The sequence below is a fragment of the Bradyrhizobium sp. WYCCWR15520 genome (assembly GCF_056174665.1).
The window spans coordinates 1-26250 of sequence record NZ_JBWBWM010000018.1; the positions used below are offsets into that span (position 1 = coordinate 1).

Genomic DNA, 26250 nt, shown 5'->3' on the forward strand with positions numbered 1-26250 from the left:
ATCGTGCCAAACTGTGCGGCGGTGGGCGTGTCTACGGTCGATGCTTGCATCTGACTCTCCGATGGTTCGAGTGTGGAAACCCAAACCTACCGGAGAGGGCACGCTCACCGCCCCATGGAATCTACGAGCTACAAACTAACCATTCTCCACCAGGAACTCGACGCGCTCGGCCGCAAAGCGCGAGCGCTTGGTCGTCAGCGGCTGGCCCGCGGCATCGACGTCGGTGCTGTCAACCATGAGCACGGGACGGCCGAGCGCGAGGTCCAGCCGCGCGGCGTCGGTTGCGTCGACGATGCCCGCAGTGATCCGGGTGGACGTGCGACGAAAATCCCGGATCCCGTAATGCGCAACCAGCTTGGTCATCGAGCGGACATTGGCGAACACCTTCCCGGCATCAGGGAAGCGCTCGGCCGAAAGCCAGGTGGTGCTGACGCAGATCGGTACGCGGTCGGCGAGCCGCACCGATTCGATCCGGACCAGGGGCGCACCGGTCTTTAGTCCTAGTTCTCGCGCGAGTTCACGCGTGGCTGCTTCCTCCGCCGCATCGATGAACTGCCCGCGCGGCTCCCGACCCCCGGCCCCGACGATTTCGGAAAACCGCGTCCGGGAGCGCAGGGGATAGGCGATGCGTCCCGTCTCGACATAGGTACCGCTGCCGCGCTCGGCGCGCACCAGGCCGCGTTCAGCAAGCGTGGCGAGCGCCCGGCGCACGGTGTGGCGGTTGACGCGATAGGTTTCGGCGATCTCGATCTCGCCCGGCAGCTTTTCGCCGGCAGCAAAGCGGCCGTCGGCAATGCCGCGCTCGATGCCGTCGGCGACCTGCCGCCACAACGCAACGCCGGAGGGCGTATCCTGGATGCTCATGGAACGAAACCGGGCATCGGAGAAAAATCACCTCATAGTCACGAAACTGTCATGGCGCTTCGTTATCAAGTTGTCTAGTATCATAGACAACTTGATTCAGGCAAGGTCGATATGATGGCGGGTGACGAAAGTCTGGCAGACGAAGACGGTGGGCAGGCGCGACGCAAGGCCGCGATGGCGGTGCTGGCCCACTCCGAGGTCGTCGACATTGCCGGTCATCTCGAGGCGATTGCGTTGCCCGCGCATGAGGACCTGCGCGTATCAGAGAACGGCCTGGTCATGGTACGCGGCCGGATCGGCGGCGATGGCGCCCCCTTTAATCTCGGAGAGGCCACGGTTTCGCGCGCGGCGGTGCGGCTTTCGACCGGAGAAATCGGCTTCGGCTACACGCTCGGCCGCGACCATCGCAAGGCGAAGCTGATCGCGCTGTGCGACGCCATGGTGCAGTCGGATGAGTTCGCGGCCGCGGTTGAAGCCGAGGTGATTGCGCCGCTGCGTACGGTGATGATGGAGCAGCGTAACCGCAAGGCTGCGGAGACGGCGGCAACACGGGTCGATTTCTACACTCTGGTGCGGGGTGAGGGCTGATATGACGACCGTTGCCGAATTGCCCGCAGGATTTGCCGACAAGGTGTTGTCGGCGCAATCGACCTTCCGGTCCGTGATGGATGCCATGGCGCGCCCCGGCAGCATTCAGCGCATCGCGTCACTGGCCGGTGCACCTGACGCGATGATGTGCGGCACGGCCGCCATCGCGCTGACGCTGTTCGATCACGATACGCCGGTGTGGCTCGACGGGCGGATGTCGGCGACGGCTGATGTCGCCAAATGGCTCAAGTTTCACACCAGCGCACCGATCGTTTCGGATTCGTCGACTGCCGGTTTCGCGCTGGTAGGCGATCCGCACGGCCTGCCGTCGCTCGATCGCTTCGCGTTCGGCAGCAACGAATATCCGGATCGTTCAACGACGCTGATCCTGCAGGTCGAAAGCCTGTCGGATGGTCCCGCGATCGAGTTGCGGGGGCCCGGAATCGACGGAACCGTGACGCTGCGCGCTTCAATCCAGCCGCAGGATCTGTTCGAGCGGCTAGCCGTGAACGCCGCGCTGTTTCCGCGCGGCATCGATGTCGTGCTGGTTCATGACGATGCCATTGTTGCGATACCGCGCACGACGCGGCTGGTGAGGGGAGGCTGACGATGTATGTTGCCGTCAAGGGAGGCGAGCGCGCCATCGAGAACGCCCACCGCCTGCTGGCGCATGAGCGGCGCGGCGACCGCGAGGTTCCCGAACTGTCGTTGGCCCAGATCTCCGAGCAGCTGTCGCTCGGTGTCGACCGCGTCATGACCGAAGGCTCGCTGTACGACCGCGAACTGGCGGCACTGGCCATCAAGCAGGCGCGGGGCGACCTGATCGAAGCGATCTTCCTGGTGCGTGCCTTCCGCGCCACGCTGCCGCGCTTTGGTGCGACGGAGCCGGTCGACACCGGCGCGATGCAGGTGCGACGGCGAATTTCCTCGACGTTCAAGGATATTCCGGGCGGGCAGATTCTGGGGCCCACTTTCGACTATACCCATCGTCTGCTGGACCCGCAGCTTGCGGACGGATGTTCGCCGGATGCGCCCGCGACTGGCGAAGCATCCGCCGCGGCGACGCCGCGTGTGACCGATATTCTCGGCCGCGACGGGCTGATTGAGCCTTCGCCGGCTGCCGACGCTGATGCTCCGGTCGGAGACCTGACGCGCGAGCCGCTGAATTTCCCGGCTGATCGTGACTTGCGCCTGCAAAATCTGGCGCGCGCCGACGAGGGATTTCTGCTGGCGCTCGGCTACTCCTCGCAGCGCGGCTATGGGCGGAACCATCCGTTTGCGGGTGAGATTCGCTTCGGCGAAGTGGAGGTCGAGTTCATGGCCGAGGATGCCGGCTTTGCCGTTCCGCTCGGCTCGATCGCGCTAACCGAGTGCCAGATGGTCAACCAGTTCAAGGGCTCGGCTACGGAAGCGCCGTGTTTTACGCGCGGCTATGGGCTGGCCTTCGGACAGAGCGAGCGCAAGACCATGTCGATGGCGCTGGTCGATCGCAGCCTGCGCGCCCGCGAGCTCGGCGAAGAAGTAATCGCGCCCGGTCAGGACGAGGAATTCGTGATGTCGCACTCGGACAATGTGCAGGCGACCGGCTTCGTCGAGCATCTCAAGCTGCCGCACTATGTCGACTTCCAGTCCGAGCTCGGCCTGTTACGCAAATTGCGCCAGGAGTTTGCCGAGGCGAACGAGGCCCCGCAAATGCAGGAGGCCGCGGAATGAACGCGCCGGCTTACAATTTCGCCTATCTCGACGAACAGACCAAGCGGATGATCCGCCGTGCGATCCTGAAGGCGATTGCGATCCCCGGCTATCAGGTGCCGTTCGCCAGCCGCGAGATGCCGATGCCCTATGGCTGGGGCACCGGCGGCGTGCAGGTCACTGCGGCGATCCTCGGGCCCGATGACGTGCTGAAGGTGATCGACCAGGGTTCCGACGACACCACCAACGCGATTTCGATCCGGAAATTCTTCGGCAAGACGGCGGGCGTTGCAACGACCACCGCCACGGCGGATGCTACCGTGATCCAGACCCGGCACCGGATTCCCGAGGCGCCGCTGCATGCCGGGCAGGTGCTGGTCTATCAGGTGCCGATCCCCGAGCCGCTGCGCTTCCTGGAGCCGCGTGAGACCGAGACGCGGCGCATGCATGCGCTCGGCGAATACGGCCTGATGCACGTCAAGCTTTACGAGGATATCGCGCGCTTCGGCCATATCGCGACCTCCTATGCGTATCCGGTGAAGGTGAACGCGCGTTATGTGATGGACCCGTCGCCGACGCCGAAGTTCGACAATCCGAAGATGGACAATTGCCCGGCGTTGCAATTGTTCGGCGCCGGGCGCGAGAAGCGCATCTATGCGATCCCGCCGCATACCACTGTGGTATCGCTCGACTTCGAGGATCATCCGTTTACGCGCTACCGGTTCGACGCGCCCTGTGCGCTGTGCGGCGCCGGCGATTCCTATCTCGACGAAATCGTCACCGACGACAAGGGCGGGCGGATGTTTGTCTGCTCCGACACCGATTATTGCGAGTCTCGCCAGTCGGCCGGCCATCGCGGCAGCGAGAGCGCCGCGCCGCACAAGGAGAGGGCGCATGTCTGAGCCGCAAGACGTCACGCCGGACGACCAGCCGTTGCTGGTCGCCGAACATCTCGGCAAGAATTACGGCCGGCTCACCGCCTGCTGCGACGTATCGTTTGCGCTCTATGCCGGCGAGGTGCTGGCCATCGTCGGCGAGTCCGGGTCGGGTAAGTCGACGCTGCTGCAACTGCTCTCAGCGCAGCTCGCGCCGAGCGCCGGTCGGGTATCATATCGGATGCGGGACGGTGTGCTGCGCGATCTGGCCGCGTTAGGTGAGGCCGAGCGCCGCTTTCTGTTCCGGACCGACTGGGGCTACGTGCACCAGGACCCCGCGCAGGGCCTGCGGATGGCGGTCTCGGCCGGCGCCAATGTCGGCGAGCGGCTGATGGCGGTGGGCTGGAATCATTACGGCCGCATCCGCGATACCGCCTCGTCCTGGCTGGAGCGGGTCGAGATCGATACCGCGCGCATCGACGACGCGCCGCGGACTTATTCCGGTGGCATGCGGCAGCGGTTGCAGATCGCGCGCAACCTCGTCACCGAGCCGCGACTGGTGTTCATGGACGAGCCGACCGGCGGGCTCGACGTATCGGTGCAGGCGCGGCTGCTGGATCTGATGCGCAATCTCGTCAGCGAGCTCGGCCTGGCCGCGATCGTCGTCACCCATGATCTCGCAGTAGCGCGGCTGTTGTCGCACCGCGTGATGGTGATGAAGGGTGGGCGCGTCATCGAAACCGGCCTGACCGACCAGGTGCTCGACGATCCCCGCGAGCCCTACACCCAACTGCTTGTTTCCTCGATCCTGCCGGCATGAGCGCACCAATGACAGCGATGATCGACATTTCGAACGCCGAAAAGACCTTCACCATGCACCTGCAGGGTGGCGTCGAGCTGCCCGTGGTGCGCGGCGTCACGTTCCATGTCGAGCCGGGTGAATGCGTGGTGCTGTCGGGCCCTTCAGGCGCCGGCAAATCCTCGATCCTGAAAATGATCTTTGGCAATTACCGCTGCGACGGCGGCCGGATCGGCATCCGGCATCAGGGCAGGGTGATTGATCTCGCCACGGCGGAACCGCGGCAGGTGCTCAGCGTGCGCCGCTCGACCATCGGATATGTCAGCCAGTTCTTGCGGGCAGTGCCGCGGGTGGCCACGATTGATGTCGTCGCCGAGCCCTTGATCGCGAACGGGACAGCCCGTGCGGAAGCACGCGATAAAGCCGGTGCGCTGCTGCGCCGCCTCAACATTCCTGAGCGGCTGTGGGCGCTGCCGCCATCGACGTTCTCCGGCGGCGAACAGCAGCGGGTCAATATCGCGCGCGGATTCATTTCCGACCTGCCGGTCTTGCTGCTGGACGAACCCACCGCATCGCTCGACGCGGCCAATCGCGCCGTCGTCGTCGAATTGATTGAAGAGAAGAAACGACGGGGTGTCGCGATGGTGGCGATCGTCCATGATGACGAAATTCGTCATCTGATCGCTGACCGGATCGTTGATGTGACGTCATTTGCCGCCGCGGCTTGAAGGAAGAGATGTGAGATGACCTCGAAGCACGAAACCATTCTTGGCAACGCCCGCATCGTGCTGGCCGACCGCGTGATCGAGCACGGCTGGGTCGCCTTTGTCGACGGCCGTATCGCCGAGTACGGCGAGGGCAGCGCTCCGGCCGGCAGCGAGGACGCCGGCGGCGACCTGATCATGCCCGGCCTGATCGAGTTGCACACCGACCACCTCGAAATGCACTATGTGCCCCGGCCGAAAGTATTCTGGGATCCGATCGCGGCGGTGGTCTCCTACGACGGCCAGTTGGCCACCTCGGGCATCACCACCGTGCTGGATTCGCTGCGGGTCTGGCGCGAGGATGGCGCCGAGGAGGTTGACGGCAGGGCAGGCGTCCTGGCGGAAGCGATCACATCCGCGCGCGATGCGAACCTGCTGCGTGCCGATCACTTCCTGCACTTGCGCTGCGAAATCCCGATGCCGAGCGTGGTCGAGGAAGCCAAGGAGCTGGTCGACCGGCCGGACGTGCGGCTGATGTCGCTGATGGACCACACGCCGGGGCAGCGCCAGTTCCGCGACGAGGTCAAGCTGCGCGACTATTATCGCGGCAAGGGTGGCGGGAAGACCGACGCCGAGCTCGATGCGCTGTTCGAGAAGCGCTTCGCCTACCAGAAGGCCTATGCCGCGACCAACATGCGCCAGATTGTGGCCCTTGCGCATCAACATGAAATTCCGCTCGCCAGCCATGACGACACGACCGAGGAGAACGTCGCCGATGCGATCAAGGATCGGGTTTCAGTGGCCGAGTTTCCGACCACGATGGAAGCGGCGCGCGGGCTGCATCGGGCGGGCATCGGCATCCTGATGGGGGCGCCGAACGTGGTGCGCGGCGGTTCGCATTCCGGCAACATCGCCGCCGTCGATCTCGCCCGCGAAGGGCTGCTGGATATCCTGTCGTCCGACTACATCCCATCGAGCCTGTTGATGGCCGCACTGCAATTGCCGAAGCACGTTCCCGCGATCGATTTGGCATCCGCTATTCGTACGGTGACAAAAACGCCGGCCGAAGCCGTTGGCCTTGCTGATCGCGGCGAGATCGCGCCCGGCAAGCGCGCCGATCTGATCCGGGTACATGTCGCCCGCGACATTCCGGTGGTGCGCAGCGTCTGGCGGGAAGGGCGGCGGGTCGCATGACGGAGACGCTGACAACCACACCGACAGATCAGGCAGTTGCAATCGGGCCGGGCCGGCTGGTGCTCGTGGTCGGCCCAAGCGGCGCGGGCAAGGATACGCTGCTGGGCCTCGCCAGGGCAGCCTGTGCCGACGATGGCGATATCGTATTTCCCCGCCGCGTGATTACGCGCGAAGCCTCGGCATCGGAGGAAAACGAAGAGGTCAGCCTCGGCACGTTTCAGGAGGCGCTGGCGCGCCGCGAATACGCCATGCATTGGGAGGCCCACGGCCACTGCTACGCCCTGTCGCGCGCGATCGACGACGAAATCCGTGCCGGACGAACCATCGTTGCCAACGTATCGCGCACCGTGATCGGCGCCATGCGCCGCGCCTATGCCGACGTGGTGGTGGTTTCGATCACGGCCCCGCCGGACGTTCTGGCCGAACGGATTGCGATGCGCCGGCGAAGCAGCGACGGCAAGCTCGACGCTCGCCTCGGTCGCACGGTGGAGGATGGAGCCGCCGCGCCTGATGTCACCATCGTCAACACCGGCAGCGCCGAATACCATGCCCGCCAGCTCGTTCGCGTTATCAGGAACGAGAAATGGCACGAGTGAGAGGAAACAGGAAATGACGGTTGTCGCGACCATCGAGCAACTCGAGGCCATCTACGGCTTTCCCAACGATGCCTCGACGGTAAAGGTCGCTGACCGCGTCACGCCAGCCTATCGCGCCTTGATGGACAAATCGCCGTTCGCGGCGCTGGCGACCTGTGGGCCGGAGGGGCTGGACTGCTCGCCCCGCGGCGACCTGCCGGGCTTTGTTCGCATCCACGACGAGAAGACGCTGATGATGCCGGATCGTCGCGGCAACAACCGCTGTGATTCCTTGCGCAACATTGTGCGCGATCCCCGGGTGGCGCTTCTGTTTCTAATCCCTGGCTCCGGCAGCACGCTGCGCATCAACGGTCATGCGCATGTCTCGGCGGATCCGGACCTGCTTGCCTCATTCAAGATGGAAGGCAAGGCGCCGCGCACCGTCATCGTTATGACGGTCGAAGAAGTTTACTTCCAGTGCGCGCGCGCCATCGTGCGTTCCGATCTCTGGAATCCCGACAAGCGAGTCGATCCCAAAAGCTTGCCGTCGCCCGGCCAGATCCTCGCCGAGATGAGCGACAACACCGTCGGCGGCGAGAAATACGACCGCGAATGGCCGGAGCGCGCGCGGCAGACCATGTGGTGATGGGCGCTGATATCGCATCGCGATCTGGCAACCGATGATGTCAGGCGGAGCGGATCACCTTTTCCGCGCATTTGAGAAAATTCCGGACCAGCGGATTGAGAGAATCCCTGCGCCAGCAAACCGCGACGTCGATGGCGTCGTCGGCGTCGAGGAAGGGCCTGAACACGACGCCGGTCGGGCATCCGAGCTGGGCGCAGGCGGGGAGGATCGCCATGCCTTCGCCGGCAAGCACCAGGCTGAGCGCGGAGTGCACCGTCTCGACCCGGTTCGCGATGGGCATGCTGACCTGATGCCGCCGCAGGAGTGACGTCACGACTGACGTCGCCGGATCCTCGGCGGGCACGGGCAGGCTTATCAGCGGGCGGCCCTGCAGCTTTTTCACCGGCACCGCCGCCGAGCGTGCGAGCTGCGAACCGGCCGGCATGGCCAGCATCAACCGCTGCTTTCCGATCGTGGAGGCTTCAATCTCGCTGTGGCGAATGGCGGGCATGCACAGCGCGACGGTGACGGTGTGATCCAGCAGCCGCGCCTCGCGCGTCGATGCGCTCAGCTCAATGAACTCCAGATCGACCTTGGGGAGCGATCTTCGCAGTTCAGGCACGAGCCTCGGCAACACGGCGTGGGTCAACGCGAACATGTAGCCGACCGACAGTCTCCCCCGGCGCCCCGCTGCCACCGCGCGGGCCGCCTCAAAACCTTCAGCCGTCAGGGCCAGCGCTTCCCGCGCGCGAGAAAGCAAGGCGCGGCCAGCCGCGGTCAGCTCCATTCCCCGCGTGCCTCGGCGAAACAGCGGCGTTCCCACTTCCGATTCCAGTTTGCGGATTTGCACCGATAGCGGCGGCTGCGCCATGCGCAGGCGGACGGCCGCCCGGCCGACGCTGCGTTCTTCGGCTACGGCAACGAAATAGCGGAGACGCCGGAGGTCCATTTTTGCTATACCGAAATCGTATGGGTCAGTTGTGCGATGGTATTGGACGGAATGTCAATCTGAATGTCATCTTTGCGTCATTCGACCCTTAAGGACTTTGGCGCGATGAGTGACGAACTGTGCTTCCTGTCTGCGACCGACCTGCGCGCGCGGATCGTCCGTAAGGATGTCTCACCGGTCGAACTTACGCGTGCCGTGCTGGCGCGCGCCGAGCGGCTGCAGCCCGAATTGAACTGCTTCATCACGCTGTGCGGCGATGAGGCCATGGCCGAGGCGCGGAAGGCGGAGCGTGCAGTCATCGCCGGAGAGCCGCTCGGCCTTCTTCACGGCATTCCCTACACCGCGAAAGATCTCGTCAACACCAAGGGAGTGCGCACGACCTTCGGCGCGGTGCCTTTCAAGGACAACGTTCCTGACCATGATGCGGTCGCTGTGGCGCGAATGCGGGCAGAGGGTGCCATCCTCGTGGGCAAAACCACGACGCCGGAGTTCGGCACCAAGTGCCTGACGGACTCGCCGTTGTTCGGCCGCACGCGCAATGCCTGGAGCGCCGCGCGCTCGAGCGGCGGCTCAAGCGGGGGTGCAGCGGTTGCGGTTGCCAGCGGCATCGCGCCTCTTGCGATTGCGACGGACGGCGGCGGTTCGACGCGGATTCCGGCAGCCTGCAACGGCGTCGTCGGGCTGAAGCAAAGCAACGGCGTCATCCCCCACAGCCAGGTACAGGATGCGTTCGGCAACCAGACCTATGTGACCCCGATGACGCGCACCGTCGCGGACACCGCCTTGATGATGCAGGCGATGTCGGGCGAAGACGCGTCCGATCCGTGGTCGATCGGATTTCCGCAGTGGAATTTTGTCGACGATGCGGCGCCGAACGGCGATCTGCGCGGACGCAAGATTGCATTCTGCCTCGCGCCGCTCGGCCGGCCGGTTGCAGCCGCTGTCGCCGCCGCATTCAAGGTCGCGTTGGCGAGGCTGGAGGCCCTCGGGGCCGAGGTCGAGGAAATGCCCGGTGAGGGGTTTGAGGTGGAGCCGATCTGGCGCGCCATCAATCACACCGCCTGGCGCGCGCGGTTCGAAAAGCTCGCGGCCGATCATGGCGAGGTGCTGAGCGAGACCTTCATGAAGCAACTGGCGCTGGCCACGAAGGTCAGCGGTGTTGACTATCAGCGGGCGATGTTTGACCGTACGGCGCTGTTCCGGCGGATCCAGACCTTGATGCAACGGGCCGATATTCTCGCGATGCCGACCATCACCCGAACCGCGCTTCCGATCGACCAGGACCTGTTCGGCACGATCGAAATCGACAGGCGGGTATTCAGCGACGTGCGGCCGAGCTGGTTTCCCTGGACTATGCCGTTCAACATGACCGGGCACCCCGCCGTCAGTCTGCCCTGCGGCTTCGATGCGGACGGCCTGCCGATCGGCATCCAGTTGGTCGGGCAATTCCGTGGAGACATCGAATTGCTGCGCGTCAGCGCGTTGTTTGAGGCTTCGCAAGATCTGCTCGGCCGGTGGCCGAGCCTGGCAGGATAAGTGACAAATGCGGCTGCCGTGATACTGGCCGCTAACAGGGGAATAGGGACTTGAGCGTCTTCATTTTCCGCCGCTTTCTGACGCTGATCGTGACGCTGCTAGGCGCATCGCTGATCATCTTCCTTGTTCTGGATGCCTTGCCCGGCAATGCCGCGCAGATGCTGATGGGCGCGGATGCCTCGCCCGATGCGGTGCGGGCGCTGACGATCAAGCTCGGGCTGGATCAGCCGCTGCACTATCGCTACGTCCGTTGGATCATGGGGCTGCTGACGGGCGATCTCGGCAATAGCTATGTCTATGGCACGCCTGTTGCAGGATTGATCGCGGAGCGTCTCACGCTCACCATTCCATTGGCGATCATGTCCATGTCCATGACGGTGGTGCTGGCGCTCTCTGCCGGCATCTATACGGCGGCGAATCACAACAAGCTCGGCGATGTCGGCGTGATGTCGATGACGCAGTTCGGCATAGCGCTGCCCAATTTCTGGTTCGCCATCCTGCTCATTCTGTTGTTCTCGGTGAAACTGCAATGGCTCTCAGCCGGCGGATTTGCAGGCTGGGACGAAAGCATATTGGCCGGCATCAAGTCGCTGCTGCTGCCTGCGATCTCGCTCTCGGTGGTGCAGGCGGCGATCCTGGCGCGGGTCACGCGCTCGGCCGTGCTTGAGGTGCTGCGCGAGGATTTCGTGCGCACCGCGCGCGCCAAGGGCCTGAGCAAGCGCGACGTCTTGTGGCGGCATGTGCTGCGCAACGCGATGATCCCGGTGATGACGATAATGGGGCTTCAGTTCGCCAATCTAATGGCGGGCACGATCGTGATCGAGAACGTGTTCTATCTGCCGGGTCTCGGCCGGCTGATCTTCCAGTCGATTGCCAATCGCGACCTGATCGTCGTGCGCAACTGTGTGATGCTGCTGGCGGGAGTGGTCGTCATCGTCAACTTCGTGGTCGATGTGCTCTATGCCTTCATCGATCCGCGCATCAAGGTGCATAACCTATGAGCACGCCGATGAGCGCTTCGGTTGAAGTTGGGGCCGCCACCGCGCGACCCGCGACCGGCTTCTGGCGCCGCGCGCTGCGCCATCGCAGCTTTGTCACCGGCGGCACGCTCAGCCTGATCGTGCTCTGTGCTGCCGTGCTGTCGCTGGTGTGGACGCCGTATTCAGCCTATGAAATCGACGTGGCATCCAAGCTGCGGCCGCCATCCGCCGCGCATTGGCTCGGCACCGATGTGCTCGGCCGCGACATCGTCTCCCTGCTGCTGGTTGGCGCCCGCTCCACCATTATGGTCGGCATCATCGCCGTCGGGATCGGCCTCACCTTCGGAGTGTGCCTTGGGCTGCTCGCCGCGGCGCGCAAGGGCTGGACCGAGGAGCTCATCATGCGGCTGAGCGACTTCACCTTCGCCTTTCCCGCCGTGCTCTCGGCGATCATGCTGGCTGCCGTCGCCGGTCCGGGCATGGTGACCTCGATCACCGCGATCGGTATCTTTCAGATTCCAACGCTGGTGCGGGTGACCCGTGGATCGGCCAATGCGATCTGGGCGCGGGAGTTCGTGCTGGCCGCGCGCGCCTCGGGCAAGGGCGGTTTCCGCATCACCATCGAGCACGTGCTGCCGAACGTCCTGCCGATCCTGATCGTGCAGGCGACGATCCAGTTCGCACTGGCGATCCTGGCCGAAGCGGCGCTGTCCTATCTCGGGCTCGGCACGCAGCCGCCGCAACCGTCCTGGGGCCGCATGCTGAACGACGCGCAGACGCTGCTGTTCCAGTCGCCGATGCTCGCGGTCTATCCGGGCGCTGCGATCGCGGTCGCCGTGCTTGGTCTCAATCTGCTCGGCGACGGGTTGCGCGATCTGCTCGATCCCCGGCTGGCACGGGAGCGTTGATCATGTACGGTTCCGCCAACACGCCTCTGATCGAAGTCAAGGATCTCGGTATCAGGCTCAACACCAGCCGCGGTTCCGCACAGGCTGTTCGCGGCGTCAGTTTCTCGCTGAAGCGAGGCGAGACGTTGGGCCTCGTCGGCGAATCCGGATGCGGCAAATCCGTCACCGCGCTGGCGCTGATGGGCCTCTTGCCCGACAGCGCCGTCATCAGCGGCAGCATCCGCCTCGACGGCACCGAGTTGGTGGGCCTGTCGGATGCGAATTACTGCAAGCTGCGCGGCAATCGGATCAGCATGATCTTCCAGGAGCCGATGACCGCGCTCAATCCGATGCATACGATCGGGCGCCAGGTGGCCGAGCCGCTGCGCCGCCATACCAATTGCTCGGCGGCAGAGGCACGCAAGGAGGCTATCGCCTTGCTCGATCGCGTCGGGCTCCCCGATGCGGCGAAACGCGTCGATGCCTATCCGCACCAGTTTTCCGGCGGCCAGCGGCAGCGCGTCACCATTGCCATGGCGCTGGCCTGCCAGCCCGACGTGCTGATCGCCGATGAGCCGACCACGGCGCTCGACGTCACCATCCAGGGGCAGATCCTCGATCTGATCGCGGACCTCGTAGCCGAGCGGGGCATGTCGATGATCCTGATCTCGCACGATCTTGGCGTCATCGCCGAGAATGTCCAGCGCATGATGGTGATGTATGGCGGCACCGTGGTCGAAAGCGGCGCAACGAATGCCGTGTTCACGCGCATGGGGCACCCGTATACGCAGGGCCTGTTCCGCGCGCGTCCGCGCCTTGGCGCGCGCAAGGGCACTCGGCTGAAGACCATCGCCGGCACCGTGCCAGAACTTGCCGATCTGCCCGCGGGCTGCACCTTTGCCGATCGTTGTATGATCGTCGAGGATCGCTGTCGCGTGGCGCTGCCGGCTGTGGTGGACGTCAGCGCCGGCCATGGCGTGCGCTGCATCAGGACGGATGTTTCAATGGCCGAGGCGGTCGGAGCAGTGGGCGCATGACCATGCTGGAGCAGACGCTGCGCCTCGCCGAGCCACCGCTGCTCGATGTCAGGGATCTGGTGCAGCGTTACGCGCTGCCGCGTGAAAGCATGTTCAAGCCAGCAGGGCAGGTGCATGCGCTCAACGGCGTTACTGCGCAGGTGATGGCCGGCCGGAGCCTCGGCGTGGTCGGCGAATCCGGATCAGGCAAGTCGACCTTCGCGCGGCTGGTGATGGCGCTGGAGCAGCCGTCATCGGGGGCGGTGTCGCTGATGGGCCGCGACCTCAACCGGATGCCGGCCGACGAATTGCGCCGCGCCCGCCGCGATTTCCAGATGGTGTTTCAGGATCCCTATGGCTCGCTGGATCCGCGACAGACCATCGCGCGCATCGTCGCCGAGCCTTTGACCGCGCTCGGACGGATGGATCGCGGTACGCTACGTGAGCGTGTTGCCGGCGTGCTGCGGCAAGTCGGGCTGCGCGACGCCGACATGGACAAGTTCCCGCATGAATTCTCCGGCGGCCAGCGGCAACGCATCGCGATTGCGCGCGCGCTGATCACCCAGCCGAAACTGATCGTCGCTGATGAACCCGTCAGCGCGCTCGACGTCTCCGTGCAGGCGCAGGTGCTCAATCTGCTGCAAGACCTGCAGGATCAGTTTGGCTTGAGTTACATCCTGATCAGCCACGATCTCGCAGTCGTCGATTATCTCTGCGACGAGATTGCGGTGATGTATCTCGGCCGGATCGTCGAGCAGGGCAGCCCCGAGGATCTGTTCGCGCATTGCGCGCACCCATATACGCGGGCGTTGCTCGAGGCCGTGCCGCGCGCAAGTGGCGGCGGGGTACGCCGCCGTCGCGGCGCCCAGGTGATCGCGTCCCAGTCGACCGGCGCGACCGGATGCGCTTACGCGTCGCGCTGTCCGCTGGCCGACCAGCATTGCCGCGACACCGCGCCGGCGCTACGCAACGTCAGCACGGCGCACCTTGCCGCCTGTCACCACGCCGAGGCCGTGATGGCGTTGCCGCCAGCAGCCGGGGGTTAGCCTTTTGAGCGAGAGTGCACTAGGTTGTCTGAATAGGTCCGGGGGAGAAGATATGCTGAAAAAACTGACCATTTTCGCGGTGGCCGCAGCGTTCGCCGCAACGCCGCTGCCGAGTCTGGCGCAGAGCAAGAAGGACAGCGTCGTCATGGCGATGACGCTGGAGCCGCCGGGGCTCGATCCCACCAACGCCGCGGCTGCGGCGATCGCCGAGGTCACGCTCTATAACCTCTATGAGACGCTGACCAAGATCAATGAAGATGGTTCGGTATCTCCGCTCCTCGCCGAGAGCTGGCAGGCGTCGGCCGACCTGAAGACCTATACGTTCAAGCTCCGCAAGGGCGTCAAATTCCACAATGGCGAGCCGTTCGATTCCGCGGCGGTGAAGTTCTCCTACGACCGCAACGCGGCGCCGACCTCTACCAACAAGGACAAGAGCCTGTACCAGGCTTTTGAATCGGTCACCGCGCCCGATGCGGAAACCATCGTCGTCGTCGTGAAATATTCCGAACCGAACCTGCCGTTCCTGCTCGGTCAGGCAGGTGGCTCGATCGTCGAGCCGAAGAGCGCGCCGACCAATGCGACGCAGCCGGTCGGCACCGGACCCTACACGCTCGGCGCTTGGGCCAAGGGGTCGTCGATCACGCTGAACAAATGGCCGGATTATCGCAACGCCGCCGCGATCAAGCTTTCCAAGGTCACCATCCGCTTCGTCCCCGATCCCGCCGCGCAGGTCGCCGCGCTGCTTTCCGGGGATGTCGACGCGATTCCACGCGCCCCAGTGCAGCGCAGCGTGGCGCAGTTCAAGGCCGATCCGCGCTTCAATGTGTTGATCGGTGGCTCCAGGGCCAAGACGATAGTCGGCATCAACGCACGAAGAAAACCGCTCGACGATGTGCGCGTTCGCCGCGCCATCCTTGCCGCCATCGATCGCAAGGCGATGATCGACGGCGCAGTCGACGGCTTCGGTACGCCGATCGGCAGCTTCTATACGCCGGCATCGCTGGGCTATATCGATACCACCGGCATCAATCCCTATGACCCTGAAAAAGCCAAGAAGCTGCTCGCGGAGGCCGGCGTGAAGACGCCGCTTGAGCTCAGCCTCAAGCTGCCGCCGCCGCCTTACGCGCGGCAGGGCGGCGAAGTCCTCGCGGCCCAGCTCGCCAAGGTCGGCATCATCGCCAAGATCGAGAACGTCGAATGGGCGCAGTGGCTGTCGCAGGTGTTTGCCGGTAACGGTCCGCACAATTTCGATCTCACCATCGTCTCGCATGTCGAGCCGTTCGACCTCGTGAAGATTACTGAGCCCGACTACTATCTCGGCTACAACAACGAAGCCTTCAACGCGCTCTACAAGCAGATCACAGCGACGCCGGCCGAGGCCGAACGCGCCAAGCTGCTCGGCGATGCACAGCGCATGCTGGCAACCGACGCGGTCGCCGGCTTCCTGTTCCAGCCGCAATGGATCACCATTGCGAACAAGAAGCTGAAGGGCGTGTGGAAGGAAGTCCCGCAATTCGAGAACGACTTCTCCGCCTGGTCCTGGGAATAGCCGCGGCGGGCCCGACAAGGCGGTCCGGATTCGCTGCGTTGGACACGATCGCACGGCTGTGCCGTGCGCTGAGCCGGCGCTGCATTTGGTCGGTGTCGTCGTGCCGTGCACATGGGCGATGGTACTGGACCAAATTGGCGCGGCCACGACGTTGCACCTCGTCGCCGATCATCGCGACGGAGACTGCGGGCAATTGCTCGGCCGCGGCTTGCTGCCGCGCTTGTCGGCCGGCACGTTGCAATTGTCGATCCGCTGCTCGTCCATCCACTTTTTTCCCATGCGCTCTTTTCCGGTCAGCGATGGCCCGTCAGCGGGCAGGGTGGCCGCTGCATTCGGAGCGGTTTGGTCAGGTTGCCTGTCCTGCGCGAGGGCGCCCGATGCAAGGCAGAGTACGAGAAGAAAACTGATCAACGCTGGGTGATTCGGTTCCATCGGATGCCCTCACCGAGCTCGGAAACCTCAGATTAAACCTGCCGATATTCACGTCGCCACCCGGAACCTGCAGACAATGGGTCGGTTGCCTCTCATCACGTCGTGCACGCTTCACGTGAAGAGGAGAGACAGATGAAAATGAAGCATCTTATTCTTGCCGGTTGCTCCGCCCTGGTCTTGAGCACCGGCGCAGCGCTGGCAGGCCCTTGTGATACGGGCCGCGCCGCTAACCTGAAGGACGCGGGCTCCGGACCTGCCCAGACGGGCGACAGCCAGACGACAGGCATGGCCGCCAACACCAGTCAACATCCGCCGACCGGTACGATGAATCGATCGGCCGGAGACGTTGCTGCATCGTCGCAGGATACGCAGCGCCAGATGCAGGGCGAACCGACGGCTGCACAGCAGGCCGAAGGCGCCAAGGCTGACAAGCAAACCGCCGCAGACAAGGATTGCTAGGGTGCGGAGCTGACGCGGTGACAGACGTCGCCGCCTCAGTGGGTTCTCAGCGGCAGATAAGCGAACGAGCACGGGGATCGATGCGACGCTGCGTCGATCCGCCGCTTTACCTGCCTTGTCCAAGAGCGAAATAGCCTTGTCCAAGAGTGAAGTGTCCGGCGCCTCAAGTGTGCGGATTCATCGACGCTCGATGTTCCGAGCTTGCGCTACGTTCGAGGGCAACCTAGTTTCGATGACGGCACGAGGTCGTGCCAACCTGCTTGGGAGGACCCTGATGAGTTGGAAGACTCCGAAGATCGTGGAAGTGCCGGTGGGCATGGAAATCAACATGTACGCCTGCGCGGCGCGTAAATAAAAACGCGTCGAAACGGTCTGCCCGGCTCCGGCAACACCTGTTGCTGCGGGCCGGGCAAGCTGTACGGAAAATTTTCCGCTGCCTGCAGAAGGCGCAAATCCCGCCAAACTGGACAGGAATTCCTCAGGTGGCCGCCGATATTGAAGGCGCCCGTCGGATTGTACGTTTTTTCGCCCACATTCCAGATGTTCCGATGGCTCGCCGATGATCACTGCATCATGCTAGGGTCGGCCAACGACGGATTCTGGCCACTTAAACCCGATGACCCGCTGAATGCGACTGTCTATGCGCGCAAAGACCTTCCAGGCGGCGGTCGTGTCTCTTGCTGCGCTGCTGCCGGCTTACACGCACGCCGAAGGCATCGATACCGAGCACATATTCGGCTTCATGATCGGAACTGATGTCGGCAGTGTCGGCGAACGGGAATTTCAAACCGAGACGACCGGCCGCTTTGGCAGGAGCGGCGGCACCTACCGGGCTCTCGGCCAGGAATTTGAGCTGGAGTTCGTTCCGGTCAGGAATTTTCGAGTCGAGGTCGGTAGTACGTTTGCATCGCATCTGATCAGCGGCGCGCCGGGGCTTGACGATCAGCGCCGGCTATCGTGGCAGGGCGCGTCGGTCGATTTTCGCTACCGTTTTCTCGATCGGGAGACGGCGCCGTTCGGGCTCACCTTCGCGACAGAAATGCACGCGCATCGTGTCGATGAAACGACGGCTGAATCGATCAGGAGTTTCGGGACGGAATTCAGGCTGGCATTCGATCGGGAGCTCGTGCCGGATCGTGTCATTGCGGCGTTCAATCTGATCTACGAACCGGAGTGGACGCGCGTTGTCGCCGGTCGCACCATGGAGCACGATTCCACTGCAGGTGCAGCGCTTGGGGTGTTGGCGCAAGTGCGGCCGGGTTTTCTGCTGGGCGGCGAGGCGCGGTACTTGCGCAAGTATGAGGGGATCGGCCTGGAGGAGCTAGCGGGGCAGGCGTTGTTCATTGGTCCGACAGCGTATTTCCAATTGTCGAAGCGCTCGCGGCTAACCGCGAGCTGGAGCGTTCAGGCGTGGGGACGCCCGGCGGGGTCAGCCGCCAGCCTTGATCTCGTCAATTTCGACCGCCACGAGGCACGGCTGGTATTCGGCGTTAACTTCTAGCGGGAGGCGCTGGGTTCCGGCTTTCACGGTGGTGTGAAACCTTGCTTCGCCCATTGCCGTATCTCTTTGCGTTATCATCCGGGAACAACCCAAGGGATCTCCAGGCATGACTCCGATAGATTTGATCGTGACCGTTTGTGCGGTGCTCTCGCCGGCCACCTGCGAGGAAACCCATCTCGTCTTTTCCTCGAATGTTTCGTTGCGGCAATGCGCTATGGCAGCGCCTCCCTACATCGCGAAATGGGTGGGCGAGCATCCAAAATGGACGGCGGTCAAATGGCGCTGCGAATATCCCGGCAGCAACCGGAAGGCTTCGGGAGAAGTCGTGTGGTCTGCAGGCTGATATCGCCGGAAGTGGCTGCTACTTGTTGCAATCCTTGAGATCCTTGTCCTCGACTGAAAACACGGCGTCAGCCTTGATTTCGATGTCTCGGACGAAGCAGTGCTTCGCGCCGCGATAGCCGACCTTGGCGTCATAGCGCCCCGGCTCCACGCCCGTGATGCGAAGGCGCTCGTCGTGATCGACTTCCTTGTCCTTGTCGTTCAGGGTCTGGTTGGCCCCCCAGTCGTTCTTGCCGACCGGTGAAAGCTGAAACTCGGAAATGGTCGCGGTCGTCAGATTCCACAATCGGACGCCTTTTCCCTTTCCCTGCGCGGCCACTTCATTGGCGCTCGCTGACAACAGTGCCGCCAAAGCCAGTATCCATCGCATCGGGCAGTCCTTTCATCGTGGAACGGGTGGAGCTGTCATTGGCTGGTCAGACGATCGCGATTCTTGGCCTTGTCGAAATTTTTTGCCCGGTCGAGGCCAATGGGAGCGATCAACCGGACCGAAGCGAGATCGGCACCATCGAAATCGGTATCGATGACGGTGACACCGGTCAAGTCGGCGCCTCCAAGCTGAGCTCCCGTGAGAGAAGCGCCCGTGAGATCGCCGCCCTTCAGCACGGCAAATTCGAGATCGACCCGCGACAGGTCGGCACCGCGCGCGTTCAGTCGTTCCAGATTGGCGGATTTCAACACCGCGCGCATCAGGCCCATGGACTGGTTGCGCATGTCGGCGCCCAGATTTGCGTCCGCGATCGAGGCGCCGACGAGGCTTGCGCCGGTGAGGTCGGCAGCGACGCGTGCGCCCGAGAGATCGGCGCCGTCGAGGCGGGCGCGCGCCATCTGCGAAGCGAACAGATTTGCGCCCCTCAGGCTTGCGCCGGTCAGGTCGGCCTCGAGCAGCCACGCCTGGTCGAGGATGGCACGGTCTAATTTGGCGCCGGCGAGCTTTGTCTTGTTGAGCTTGGCTGCGCGGAAAATGGCGCCGGACAGGTTGAGTCCCGACAGATCGAGGCCTGATAGTCGCTTTCCCGTGAAATCGGCGGGCGCTGTGGTGGTCGCCGCCGTGAGCGCGGCCTCCACCTCGGCGCGGGTCAATTCGGCCGTGACCATATCGGGCGAGGACAGGTCGACATGACGCATCATGTCCTGCGCCGTTGCCGTCATAGCCACAAGAGCAAGGCCGAGCGCGGCAATTCCAATCGAGCGCTTCATCGTCAACTCCGCCTGTGGCGCATCTTAGCACCGGCCTCAAGCACTGCCTATGAGGCATCGCGCTCGGCGGAATGGCCATTGATGCGCCGCATGATGTCCAACTTGATGGCGGCGATCTCGGCGTCTCCTCGCGCGCCTCGCGGTGTGCGGATGGGCAGGTCGGCGAGGATCCGGGCGGGGCGCGGGGACAGCAGGATCACGCGATCGCCGAGGCGAACCGCGTCGTCGACGTCATGGGTGACCAACAGCGCTATCATGGATCGGCCGTCCATCAACATGGCAATCTCATCGCGCAGACGGGCGGCGAGGGCGACATCGAGCGAGGCTAGCGGTTCGTCGAGAATGAGCAACTCCGGCTCGACGGCGAAGGCACGGGCGAGCGCAACGCGTCGGGCGAGGCCGAGCGACAATTCGCCGGGATAATGGTTGCGATGCGCTTTCAGCTCCAGAATTTCGAAGAGTGCTGAAAGCTTCGCTTCATCAGCCAGAGGCGCAACAAGTCGCACATTTTCTTCGACCGACCGCCAGGGCAACAGCCGCGGTTCCTGAAACACGAAGCCGATCCGCGCGCCGGCGGGACGCGAGACGCGCCCTTGAAAGTCGGGGTCGAGGCCGGTGAGAATCCTGAGCATCGTGCTCTTGCCGCAGCCGGATGGACCGACCAATACACCGACCTCTCCGGCATCAAGCGCAAAGGAGACGCCAGCGATCACGTCGTGCTGTTCACCCGCCGCGCTCTTGAACGTCTTGCTGGCGATATCGACCTCAAGCCGCACGGGGACGCCACCGGGTTAACCGGGCCTCAAACGGCTGCACCAACAAGGTTTCAATGAGAAGCACGATCGCCGCGAAGCTCAGCGAGTAGGCAAGCAATAGCGGAATGTCGAATAGCTGGAATGCCACGCCGATTTCGAAACCAACGCCGTTCGGGCGGCCAAGCAATTCCGCAACCAGAACGATCTTCCAGACCAGGGACAGTCCTGATCGAGCTGCCGCTGCGATATAAGGCGACAGCTGCGGCAGAACGACATGCCGGAACTTGCTCCAGCGCGACAACGCAAACACCGTCGCCATTTCGTCAAGCGCAGCGTCCAGGGCACGCGCTCCCTCGCGTAGCGTAACGACAGCGGTCGGGAGCTTGTTGATGGCGATTGCCGCGATGGCGGCGACTTCAGTCAATCCAGCCCAGATGTAGGCGAGCACAATGACCACGAGCGCCGGCAGATTGAGCAGCAGGATCAGCCAGGGGTCGCCGAGCCGATCGGCAAGCCGTACCCGGCCCATCAGGTAGCCGATGGCCGCACCCAGCGCCATCGCCAGCGTGAAGGCGAGCGTCACGCGCGCCAATGTCGCGCCGAGGTGGAAGAACAAGTCACCTGACCGTGCTTCCGCAATCATGACCGCGAGCACGGCGGGAGGAGGCGGCAGCTTCGCATCACCGGCAAACAGCGCGGCAATCCACCAGATCGCGAAGAACATGGCGAATGACAGCAGGCGCGGCACCTCAATCTCCCGGGATCGCGTGATAGAATGTTCCGGAAGCAAGTTCAGGCGCCGGCCCGACAAGTTCGTGACCGCCGATTCCGGCCAGCACGCGATAGAGAATGCGCGCGTCGGCTTCTTCATCGGCGATCGGGCGACGCGGAATTCCCTCCCGATAGCGATCGCGATAGGCGCGCAAGGTTGCAGCGTCCGGAGCGCCGGTCAGCGGCGCAATTTTTTCCCACTCCGCATCCGAGGTCGACAGGATCTCTTTCGCCGCGCGGGTCATGGCGATGAAGCGGGCAATCTTGTCATGGTTTGCGTTCGCCCATTTTTCGTCGAAGACATAGCCGATCATCGCGGTGCGGCCTTTGGCGCCCAGTTTCGGCAGCAGATCCTCGATGCCGGCGACGCGGCGGAAGCCCTTCGCTTCCAGCACCGCGCAGAAATTCCAGTAATTCAAGGTCGCATCCATTTCGCCGCTCAGCGTCTTCGCAGCCAGCAGCGGTGGCGCGCCGTAGGCGATTGTCGCATCCGATTTCAGGTCGATGCCGCTCTGCTTCAACCATGCCAGCAACAGCAGCCAGTTCTTGTCGATCGGCCCGCCCGCGATGGCGAGCTTGCGGCCCCTGAGATCGGCCAGGGTCTGGATCGGCGATGAAGCAGGGACCATCACGGCGCCGAGCGCGCTCGAATAGGGATAGAATGTCAGTTTGGCGCCAAGGGTGCGCTCGCGCGACACCCAAAGCCAGTCGGTGACCACGATGTCGGCATTCCCGGCGCGAAGCGCAATCTTGCCTGCCTCGGGGCTCGCCAATTCGAGAACCTTGACCGAAAGGTTGGCCTGCTTGTCGAGGCCGTGCTCCCGGATCACCGCAAGTTCCCAGGCGAGTGTGCCGGTCTTCTGCACCGCAACGCGCAAAGCCTCGGCGCTGCAGCAGGTGCCGAGGGAAACCAAAACGATCGTAGCAAACAGCAGGCGAACAAAATGTGTCATGGTGCTTTGCGTGATTTCCTCGAACGTCGGCTTTTCAGCGAACCAGTCATAGCATAGCTTGCACCGTTAGCAGCGGGAGGAAGACGATGACGCCTATCGGATCGCTACGACGTATTGTCGCCGCGTTGATGGCGCTGATGACGATGGTCGTGATTGCGCGCGCCCAGGATTTCAACGATTACCCGACGTCAGCGCGCGTCGAGTACGTTTTCGGTTGCCTGAAGGCGAATGGCGAGACGCGGCAGGCAATCGAGCAATGCTCCTGTTCGATCGATGTCGTGGCTTCGCTCCTGCCTTATGATCGCTATATCACCGCCGAAACCGTGCTCAGCATGTCGCAGGTCCGCGGCGATATGGGGAGCCCGTTCCGCACCTCCGAGCAGGCGGCGGGTGCGCTCAACGAGCTGAGGCGCGCCCAGGCCGAAGCGGAAGTGCGCTGCTTCTGAGCGTCATACGTGCTCCAGCGTCAAATCCCGGAATCGTCGGCCTTCCATTCTCGTTGGAAGACGTGTCCATTGGTATCCTTTGCCTCGGCGCGGAAGCGTTTGGCGCCATTCGACACGTAGGTGAACCTGATATTGGGATCTTCCGAAATTGAAATGCCGCCTTCCATCGTCAAAACCAGGCCGTCGTCCTGCCAAAGCCGCAGTTCATTGATGAAGAAAGCCGGGACGTAGAGGTGCGTGACCTGGTCCATCTGCAGACCGGAATGGTTGGGATGCCCAATCATGATCTGGGCCTCGCGGACGCCGCTGGCCGGGCCTTCGCCGGCCTTTGCGAATTGTCGGTAGCGCATCTGGCCGAGCCGGCTCTTGGCCTCGTCGGCGTTCTTGGCGGCCGGCGCTGAACAGCCGCCGGACGCCTTCACATAGGTTTTGGCCATGTAGAGCTTGCCGTCGCTGAGTTCGGCCACGGCATGAACGTCGGTGTAATCGTTGACGCGGACACGGGTGGAGATTTCCGACACCCTGGCGTCGGGTCCGAGCTGGAATTTTGCCGCCATCGGCGCAGGGTTCTGGTCGATGACCAGCGTAATACTTAGCACCTGACGGCTGTCATCAGGCGAAAGCTTGGTTCGCAAGGTCACCGGAACGATTGCCGCATCCTCAGCCCGGGCCGGCATCTCGATGCCGATCACGTCGCTGCCATCGTTCATCGGACGATTGTTGAAGATATCCTGGACCAGGCCGGGCCAGGAGTCATTTGTCTCGGCCGCGAGCGCCAGCGGCGCGCCAAACAGTAGCAAGGCAGCAACACCGAGCAGGCGGACGAGATATCCAAACATGGTCACCACCTTCACGCGATGGAAGCAACGGACGCAATATAGGGCAATGCGAATCCTATTCCCATTCAATTTCCGAGAATGCTGCGGTTGCGTTGCGGGCGTTGAAGTCGTCGAACAATTGCCATCGGGATCTCTCAGTCCCCGCTGCCGTGCCCGCTGCCGCGATCGGCTCGCCGCGGGCGACCAGCCCGCGTACATCTGAGGCCAACGTCTCGAGATAACGGCGTTCGTCGGCGAGGGCGGCAGGCCATTCGCTCACGGGGCCGTGACCGGGAACCACCCGCTGCGCGGGCAGGGCGCCAAGTTCGCCGATCGTGCGCAGCCAGCCGCGGAGGCTGCCATCCAGCACGGGCGTGTGAGCAAGAAACACGAGGTCGCCCGCGAACAGGGTTGCGGTCTTTTCATCAAGCACCGTGAGGTCGCAATCGCTGTGCGCGGCGGGCCACGCCCGCAAGACGAGCGTCCGTCCGCCGAGATCGAGATTGAGGGTGCCGTCGACGAGCAGCGTCGGCGGTACGATGCGGACCTCGCCGATCAGTTGATCGCCCATCGTGCGGCGAAAGGCGTCGAGATAGAATTGTCCGCGCGCGGCCAGCGCTCGCGGCAGGTTAGCATGGCCGACAAAGCTCGTTCCGTCCTGCACGAGGGCGCCGTTACCGAAAACGTGATCGGGGTGGCCGTGGGTATTGATGACGTAGCGGATCGGCTTGTTGGTCCGGGCACGAATGGCCGCCAGCAATTGCCGTCCCTCGTGGAGGCTGCCGCCCGCATCGATCACTGCAACCGCATCGTCGCCAACGACGAATCCGACATTGGCGATCGCGCCGTGATTCTCGCGCGTCATCTGCGCAGTCTGGCCGGTGTGCACGAATACGCCATCCGCAATGGAGTCGACGGGCAACTCCGGTTGCTGCGCGAACGAGGATGACGCCGTAGCGAACATCGCGAGCGCGGCAAGGATCAATGCGGGGTGAGCCATATTTCGGCCTCCGTCTCACCACGAAGCGCTGCGGCATTTCCATGCGTCATCGCGGCGATAGTTTGCGTCGCAGCACAGGCAGCGAGTCCGCCACGAAGATTATTCCTGTTGCAGGCCCCAATTGACAAGCATAGCATTTTGCTTGTCTGCGGCTTCAACGGAACTTTGTTCGTCGAGGTCGCTGATGTTATTCCGAAGTTGGCAACCATGGCGGGCCGGAAGTGCAGCAGCTTTCGATGACATATGCCGGACAAAAGCGCTGGCTGGTGATTTCCATAGCGGCGATCTTCGCCGTGCTGTTCGGGCGCGATGTCGCGTACGCGCAGATCAAGGAAGGCGGCGATCTGTCGATTGAACTCGTCGATCCCAAGGTGCTGCGCGTTTGCGCCGACCCGCACAATTTGCCATTTTCCAACGACAAGGGCGAGGGGTTCGAGAACAAGCTCGCTGAGCTGTTCGCCGAGAAGCTGAACAAGAAACTGGACTACATGTACTTCCCGCAGGCGACGGGCTTCGTCCGGATGACGCTCGGCGCCCATCGTTGCGACGTCATCATGGGCTTCCCGCAGGGAGACGACCTGGTTCAGGGCAGCAATCCCTATTACCGCACCGCCTATGCGCTGGTCGTCAAGAAGGGCAGCGGCCTCGAGGAAGTGACGACGCTGGAAGACGAGCGTCTCAAAGCCAAGCATATCGGCATCGTGGCCGGAACACCGCCTGCCACGAATATGGCGGTCAACGGCCTGATGGCGAATGCCAAGCCATATCACTTGATGGTCGATACCCGTTTGGAGTCGTCAGCGGAGGTGATGATAGCCGACCTGACGTCCGGCAAGATCGACGCCGGCATTCTCTGGGGACCGATGGCGGGCTTCTATGCGAAGAAGGCGAACCCGCCGCTCCAGGTCACGCCGCTCGTGAAAGAAAAGGCCGGCCCGCGATTGGCGTTTCGTATCGGCATGGGGGTGCGGGCGGCCGACCAGAACTGGAAGCGGCAGCTTAATCGCCTGATCCAGGAAAACCAGTCCGCCATCAACAAGATACTGCTCGACTTCGGCGTTCCCCTGCTCGACGAGAATGACCGACCAATCGGCGCGGAGACGGCAACGAAAGCGCCATGAGAGCTACGCTCGCAGGCCTGATCCTTGCGGCATTCCCATTCATCGTCTCACCCCTCGCGCAGGAAAGACCTCCCGAACCCGACGATTACCGCATGGAGGATTACCGCGCGCCGGTTCCTGCAACGCTTGCCGGCGCACGCGTTCTTGTTACCGCGGAGGCGGAATCGATCTGGCAAACGAAGACGGGCGTGTTCATCGACGTCATGCCCCGCGCGCCGAAACCGCCAAATCTTCCCGAAGGCACGATCTGGCGTGACAAGCCACGACTCAATATTCCCGGCAGCATATGGCTGCCGGACACCGGCTACGGGAAGCTTGCGGCTGTGACGGAAGACTATCTGCGGCGCGGCTTGGTTCGCGCGACGGCCGGCAACATGGCCGCGCTGATCGTGGTTTACTGCCAGGCCGATTGCTGGATGTCCTGGAACGCGGCGAAGCGAATTCTGTCGTATGGCTATACCAACGTGGCCTGGTATCCGGAAGGAACTGACAGTTGGGAGCAGGCCGGCTTGCCGCTGACTGAATCGCGGCCGGAGCCGCGGGCAGATGAGGGGATCGCATCGCCGCGTTAGC

The 26250-nt window shown here is 63.4% G+C and carries 31 protein-coding genes; 22 read left to right on the plus strand and 9 right to left on the minus strand.

Annotated elements, in window-relative coordinates:
- Positions 1-135: 135 nt before the first annotated feature.
- Positions 136-864 carry a phosphonate metabolism transcriptional regulator PhnF gene (gene phnF, locus AC0QUY_RS21025; RefSeq protein ID WP_475388209.1) on the minus strand — a complete coding sequence of 243 codons (729 nt, stop codon included), beginning with the start codon at positions 862-864 and terminating at the stop codon, positions 136-138.
- A 114-nt stretch (positions 865-978) separates the two neighbouring features.
- On the opposite strand from phnF, the gene phnG reads away from it, so the two are divergent.
- Genes phnG through AC0QUY_RS21070 form a run of 9 tightly spaced genes read left to right on the plus strand, consistent with a single transcriptional unit; the run spans position 979 to position 7937 of the window.
- Entirely contained in the window at positions 979-1452 is a 474-nt protein-coding gene (gene phnG, locus AC0QUY_RS21030) for a phosphonate C-P lyase system protein PhnG (protein ID WP_475388210.1), read from the plus strand.
- 1 nt (position 1453) lies between these two features.
- Positions 1454-2059 carry a phosphonate C-P lyase system protein PhnH gene (gene phnH / locus AC0QUY_RS21035; RefSeq protein WP_161853227.1) on the plus strand — a complete coding sequence of 202 codons (606 nt, stop codon included), beginning with the start codon at positions 1454-1456 and terminating at the stop codon, positions 2057-2059.
- Between the two features lie 2 nt (positions 2060-2061).
- Positions 2062-3165 (plus strand): carbon-phosphorus lyase complex subunit, encoded by a 1104-nt coding sequence (locus tag AC0QUY_RS21040; RefSeq protein ID WP_475388211.1) that lies wholly within the window; start codon positions 2062-2064, stop codon positions 3163-3165.
- Positions 3162-4046, plus strand: coding sequence for an alpha-D-ribose 1-methylphosphonate 5-phosphate C-P-lyase PhnJ (locus AC0QUY_RS21045; RefSeq protein ID WP_161853229.1), 885 nt, complete (start codon positions 3162-3164; stop codon positions 4044-4046). The genes AC0QUY_RS21040 and AC0QUY_RS21045 overlap by 4 nt, the downstream gene beginning before the upstream one ends.
- Entirely contained in the window at positions 4039-4839 is an 801-nt protein-coding gene (phnK, locus tag AC0QUY_RS21050) for a phosphonate C-P lyase system protein PhnK (protein WP_161853230.1), read from the plus strand. The genes AC0QUY_RS21045 and phnK overlap by 8 nt, the downstream gene beginning before the upstream one ends.
- 8 nt (positions 4840-4847) lie before the next feature.
- Positions 4848-5546 (plus strand): phosphonate C-P lyase system protein PhnL, encoded by a 699-nt coding sequence (gene phnL / locus AC0QUY_RS21055; RefSeq protein ID WP_161853231.1) that lies wholly within the window; start codon positions 4848-4850, stop codon positions 5544-5546.
- Positions 5547-5561: 15 nt separating this feature from the next.
- On the plus strand, positions 5562-6716 hold the full coding sequence (locus AC0QUY_RS21060; RefSeq protein ID WP_161853232.1) for an alpha-D-ribose 1-methylphosphonate 5-triphosphate diphosphatase: 1155 nt from the start codon (positions 5562-5564) through the stop codon (positions 6714-6716).
- Positions 6713-7312: a phosphonate metabolism protein/1,5-bisphosphokinase (PRPP-forming) PhnN gene (gene phnN / locus AC0QUY_RS21065; RefSeq protein WP_475388212.1), complete on the plus strand. Its 600-nt coding sequence runs from the start codon at positions 6713-6715 to the stop codon at positions 7310-7312. The genes AC0QUY_RS21060 and phnN overlap by 4 nt, the downstream gene beginning before the upstream one ends.
- Before the next feature lie 13 nt (positions 7313-7325).
- Complete coding sequence (locus AC0QUY_RS21070) at positions 7326-7937, plus strand: pyridoxamine 5'-phosphate oxidase family protein (RefSeq protein ID WP_161853234.1); 612 nt, start codon at positions 7326-7328, stop codon at positions 7935-7937.
- A 40-nt stretch (positions 7938-7977) separates the two neighbouring features.
- Here the strand turns inward: AC0QUY_RS21070 and AC0QUY_RS21075 are convergent, their stop codons facing one another.
- Positions 7978-8865: a LysR family transcriptional regulator gene (locus tag AC0QUY_RS21075; RefSeq protein WP_161853235.1), complete on the minus strand. Its 888-nt coding sequence runs from the start codon at positions 8863-8865 to the stop codon at positions 7978-7980.
- 105 nt (positions 8866-8970) lie between these two features.
- Between AC0QUY_RS21075 and AC0QUY_RS21080 the strand changes: the two genes are divergently transcribed.
- From AC0QUY_RS21080 to AC0QUY_RS21125, 10 genes are all read left to right on the plus strand, one after another.
- On the plus strand, positions 8971-10401 hold the full coding sequence (locus tag AC0QUY_RS21080) for an amidase (protein WP_475388213.1): 1431 nt from the start codon (positions 8971-8973) through the stop codon (positions 10399-10401).
- Positions 10402-10451: 50 nt separating this feature from the next.
- The gene (locus AC0QUY_RS21085; RefSeq protein WP_475388214.1) at positions 10452-11402 is read left to right on the plus strand and encodes an ABC transporter permease; all 951 of its coding nucleotides are present in this window, start codon (positions 10452-10454) and stop codon (positions 11400-11402) included.
- 8 nt (positions 11403-11410) lie between these two features.
- Positions 11411-12289, plus strand: coding sequence for an ABC transporter permease (locus AC0QUY_RS21090; protein ID WP_371419264.1), 879 nt, complete (start codon positions 11411-11413; stop codon positions 12287-12289).
- Between the two features lie 2 nt (positions 12290-12291).
- Positions 12292-13305 (plus strand): ABC transporter ATP-binding protein, encoded by a 1014-nt coding sequence (locus AC0QUY_RS21095; protein WP_475388215.1) that lies wholly within the window; start codon positions 12292-12294, stop codon positions 13303-13305.
- Positions 13306-13307: 2 nt separating this feature from the next.
- Complete coding sequence (locus AC0QUY_RS21100; protein ID WP_371419471.1) at positions 13308-14330, plus strand: ABC transporter ATP-binding protein; 1023 nt, start codon at positions 13308-13310, stop codon at positions 14328-14330.
- 52 nt (positions 14331-14382) lie between these two features.
- Entirely contained in the window at positions 14383-15879 is a 1497-nt protein-coding gene (locus AC0QUY_RS21105; RefSeq protein WP_161853241.1) for an ABC transporter substrate-binding protein, read from the plus strand.
- Positions 15880-16443: 564 nt separating this feature from the next.
- On the plus strand, positions 16444-16770 hold the full coding sequence (locus AC0QUY_RS21110; protein WP_161853242.1) for a hypothetical protein: 327 nt from the start codon (positions 16444-16446) through the stop codon (positions 16768-16770).
- 274 nt (positions 16771-17044) lie between these two features.
- Positions 17045-17125 (plus strand): pyrroloquinoline quinone precursor peptide PqqA, encoded by an 81-nt coding sequence (gene pqqA / locus AC0QUY_RS21115; RefSeq protein ID WP_072824652.1) that lies wholly within the window; start codon positions 17045-17047, stop codon positions 17123-17125.
- A gap of 285 nt (positions 17126-17410) precedes the next feature.
- Positions 17411-18271, plus strand: a complete 861-nt coding sequence (locus tag AC0QUY_RS21120) for a hypothetical protein (protein WP_475388216.1) — start codon at positions 17411-17413, stop codon at positions 18269-18271.
- 106 nt (positions 18272-18377) lie between these two features.
- Positions 18378-18614, plus strand: coding sequence for a hypothetical protein (locus AC0QUY_RS21125; RefSeq protein WP_475388217.1), 237 nt, complete (start codon positions 18378-18380; stop codon positions 18612-18614).
- A gap of 18 nt (positions 18615-18632) precedes the next feature.
- On the opposite strand, the gene AC0QUY_RS21130 is transcribed toward AC0QUY_RS21125, so the two are convergent.
- Genes AC0QUY_RS21130 through AC0QUY_RS21150 form a run of 5 tightly spaced genes read right to left on the minus strand, consistent with a single transcriptional unit; the run spans position 18633 to position 22292 of the window.
- Positions 18633-18983 carry a hypothetical protein gene (locus tag AC0QUY_RS21130; RefSeq protein ID WP_475388218.1) on the minus strand — a complete coding sequence of 117 codons (351 nt, stop codon included), beginning with the start codon at positions 18981-18983 and terminating at the stop codon, positions 18633-18635.
- Positions 18984-19018: 35 nt separating this feature from the next.
- Positions 19019-19813 (minus strand): pentapeptide repeat-containing protein, encoded by a 795-nt coding sequence (locus tag AC0QUY_RS21135; protein WP_475388219.1) that lies wholly within the window; start codon positions 19811-19813, stop codon positions 19019-19021.
- A gap of 47 nt (positions 19814-19860) precedes the next feature.
- Positions 19861-20589: an ABC transporter ATP-binding protein gene (locus AC0QUY_RS21140; protein WP_475388220.1), complete on the minus strand. Its 729-nt coding sequence runs from the start codon at positions 20587-20589 to the stop codon at positions 19861-19863.
- Positions 20579-21316 carry an ABC transporter permease gene (locus AC0QUY_RS21145; RefSeq protein ID WP_475388221.1) on the minus strand — a complete coding sequence of 246 codons (738 nt, stop codon included), beginning with the start codon at positions 21314-21316 and terminating at the stop codon, positions 20579-20581. The genes AC0QUY_RS21140 and AC0QUY_RS21145 overlap by 11 nt, the downstream gene beginning before the upstream one ends.
- 1 nt (position 21317) lies before the next feature.
- A complete protein-coding gene (locus AC0QUY_RS21150; RefSeq protein WP_475388222.1) occupies positions 21318-22292 on the minus strand; it encodes an ABC transporter substrate-binding protein in 975 nt (324 codons plus the stop codon).
- 86 nt (positions 22293-22378) lie between these two features.
- Here AC0QUY_RS21150 and AC0QUY_RS21155 point away from each other — a divergent pair, with 86 nt between their 5' ends.
- Positions 22379-22738: a hypothetical protein gene (locus AC0QUY_RS21155; protein ID WP_161853249.1), complete on the plus strand. Its 360-nt coding sequence runs from the start codon at positions 22379-22381 to the stop codon at positions 22736-22738.
- Positions 22739-22758: 20 nt separating this feature from the next.
- On the opposite strand, the gene AC0QUY_RS21160 is transcribed toward AC0QUY_RS21155, so the two are convergent.
- Both AC0QUY_RS21160 and AC0QUY_RS21165 read right to left on the minus strand, forming a co-directional pair.
- Positions 22759-23577 carry a quinoprotein dehydrogenase-associated SoxYZ-like carrier gene (locus AC0QUY_RS21160; RefSeq protein WP_475388223.1) on the minus strand — a complete coding sequence of 273 codons (819 nt, stop codon included), beginning with the start codon at positions 23575-23577 and terminating at the stop codon, positions 22759-22761.
- Between the two features lie 55 nt (positions 23578-23632).
- A complete protein-coding gene (locus AC0QUY_RS21165) occupies positions 23633-24556 on the minus strand; it encodes a quinoprotein relay system zinc metallohydrolase 2 (protein WP_475388224.1) in 924 nt (307 codons plus the stop codon).
- Positions 24557-24792: 236 nt separating this feature from the next.
- Between AC0QUY_RS21165 and AC0QUY_RS21170 the strand changes: the two genes are divergently transcribed.
- The gene (locus AC0QUY_RS21170; RefSeq protein ID WP_475388225.1) at positions 24793-25677 is read left to right on the plus strand and encodes a substrate-binding domain-containing protein; all 885 of its coding nucleotides are present in this window, start codon (positions 24793-24795) and stop codon (positions 25675-25677) included.
- Positions 25674-26249, plus strand: coding sequence for a PQQ-dependent catabolism-associated CXXCW motif protein (locus AC0QUY_RS21175; RefSeq protein ID WP_475388226.1), 576 nt, complete (start codon positions 25674-25676; stop codon positions 26247-26249). The genes AC0QUY_RS21170 and AC0QUY_RS21175 overlap by 4 nt, the downstream gene beginning before the upstream one ends.
- Position 26250: the final 1 nt, after the last annotated feature.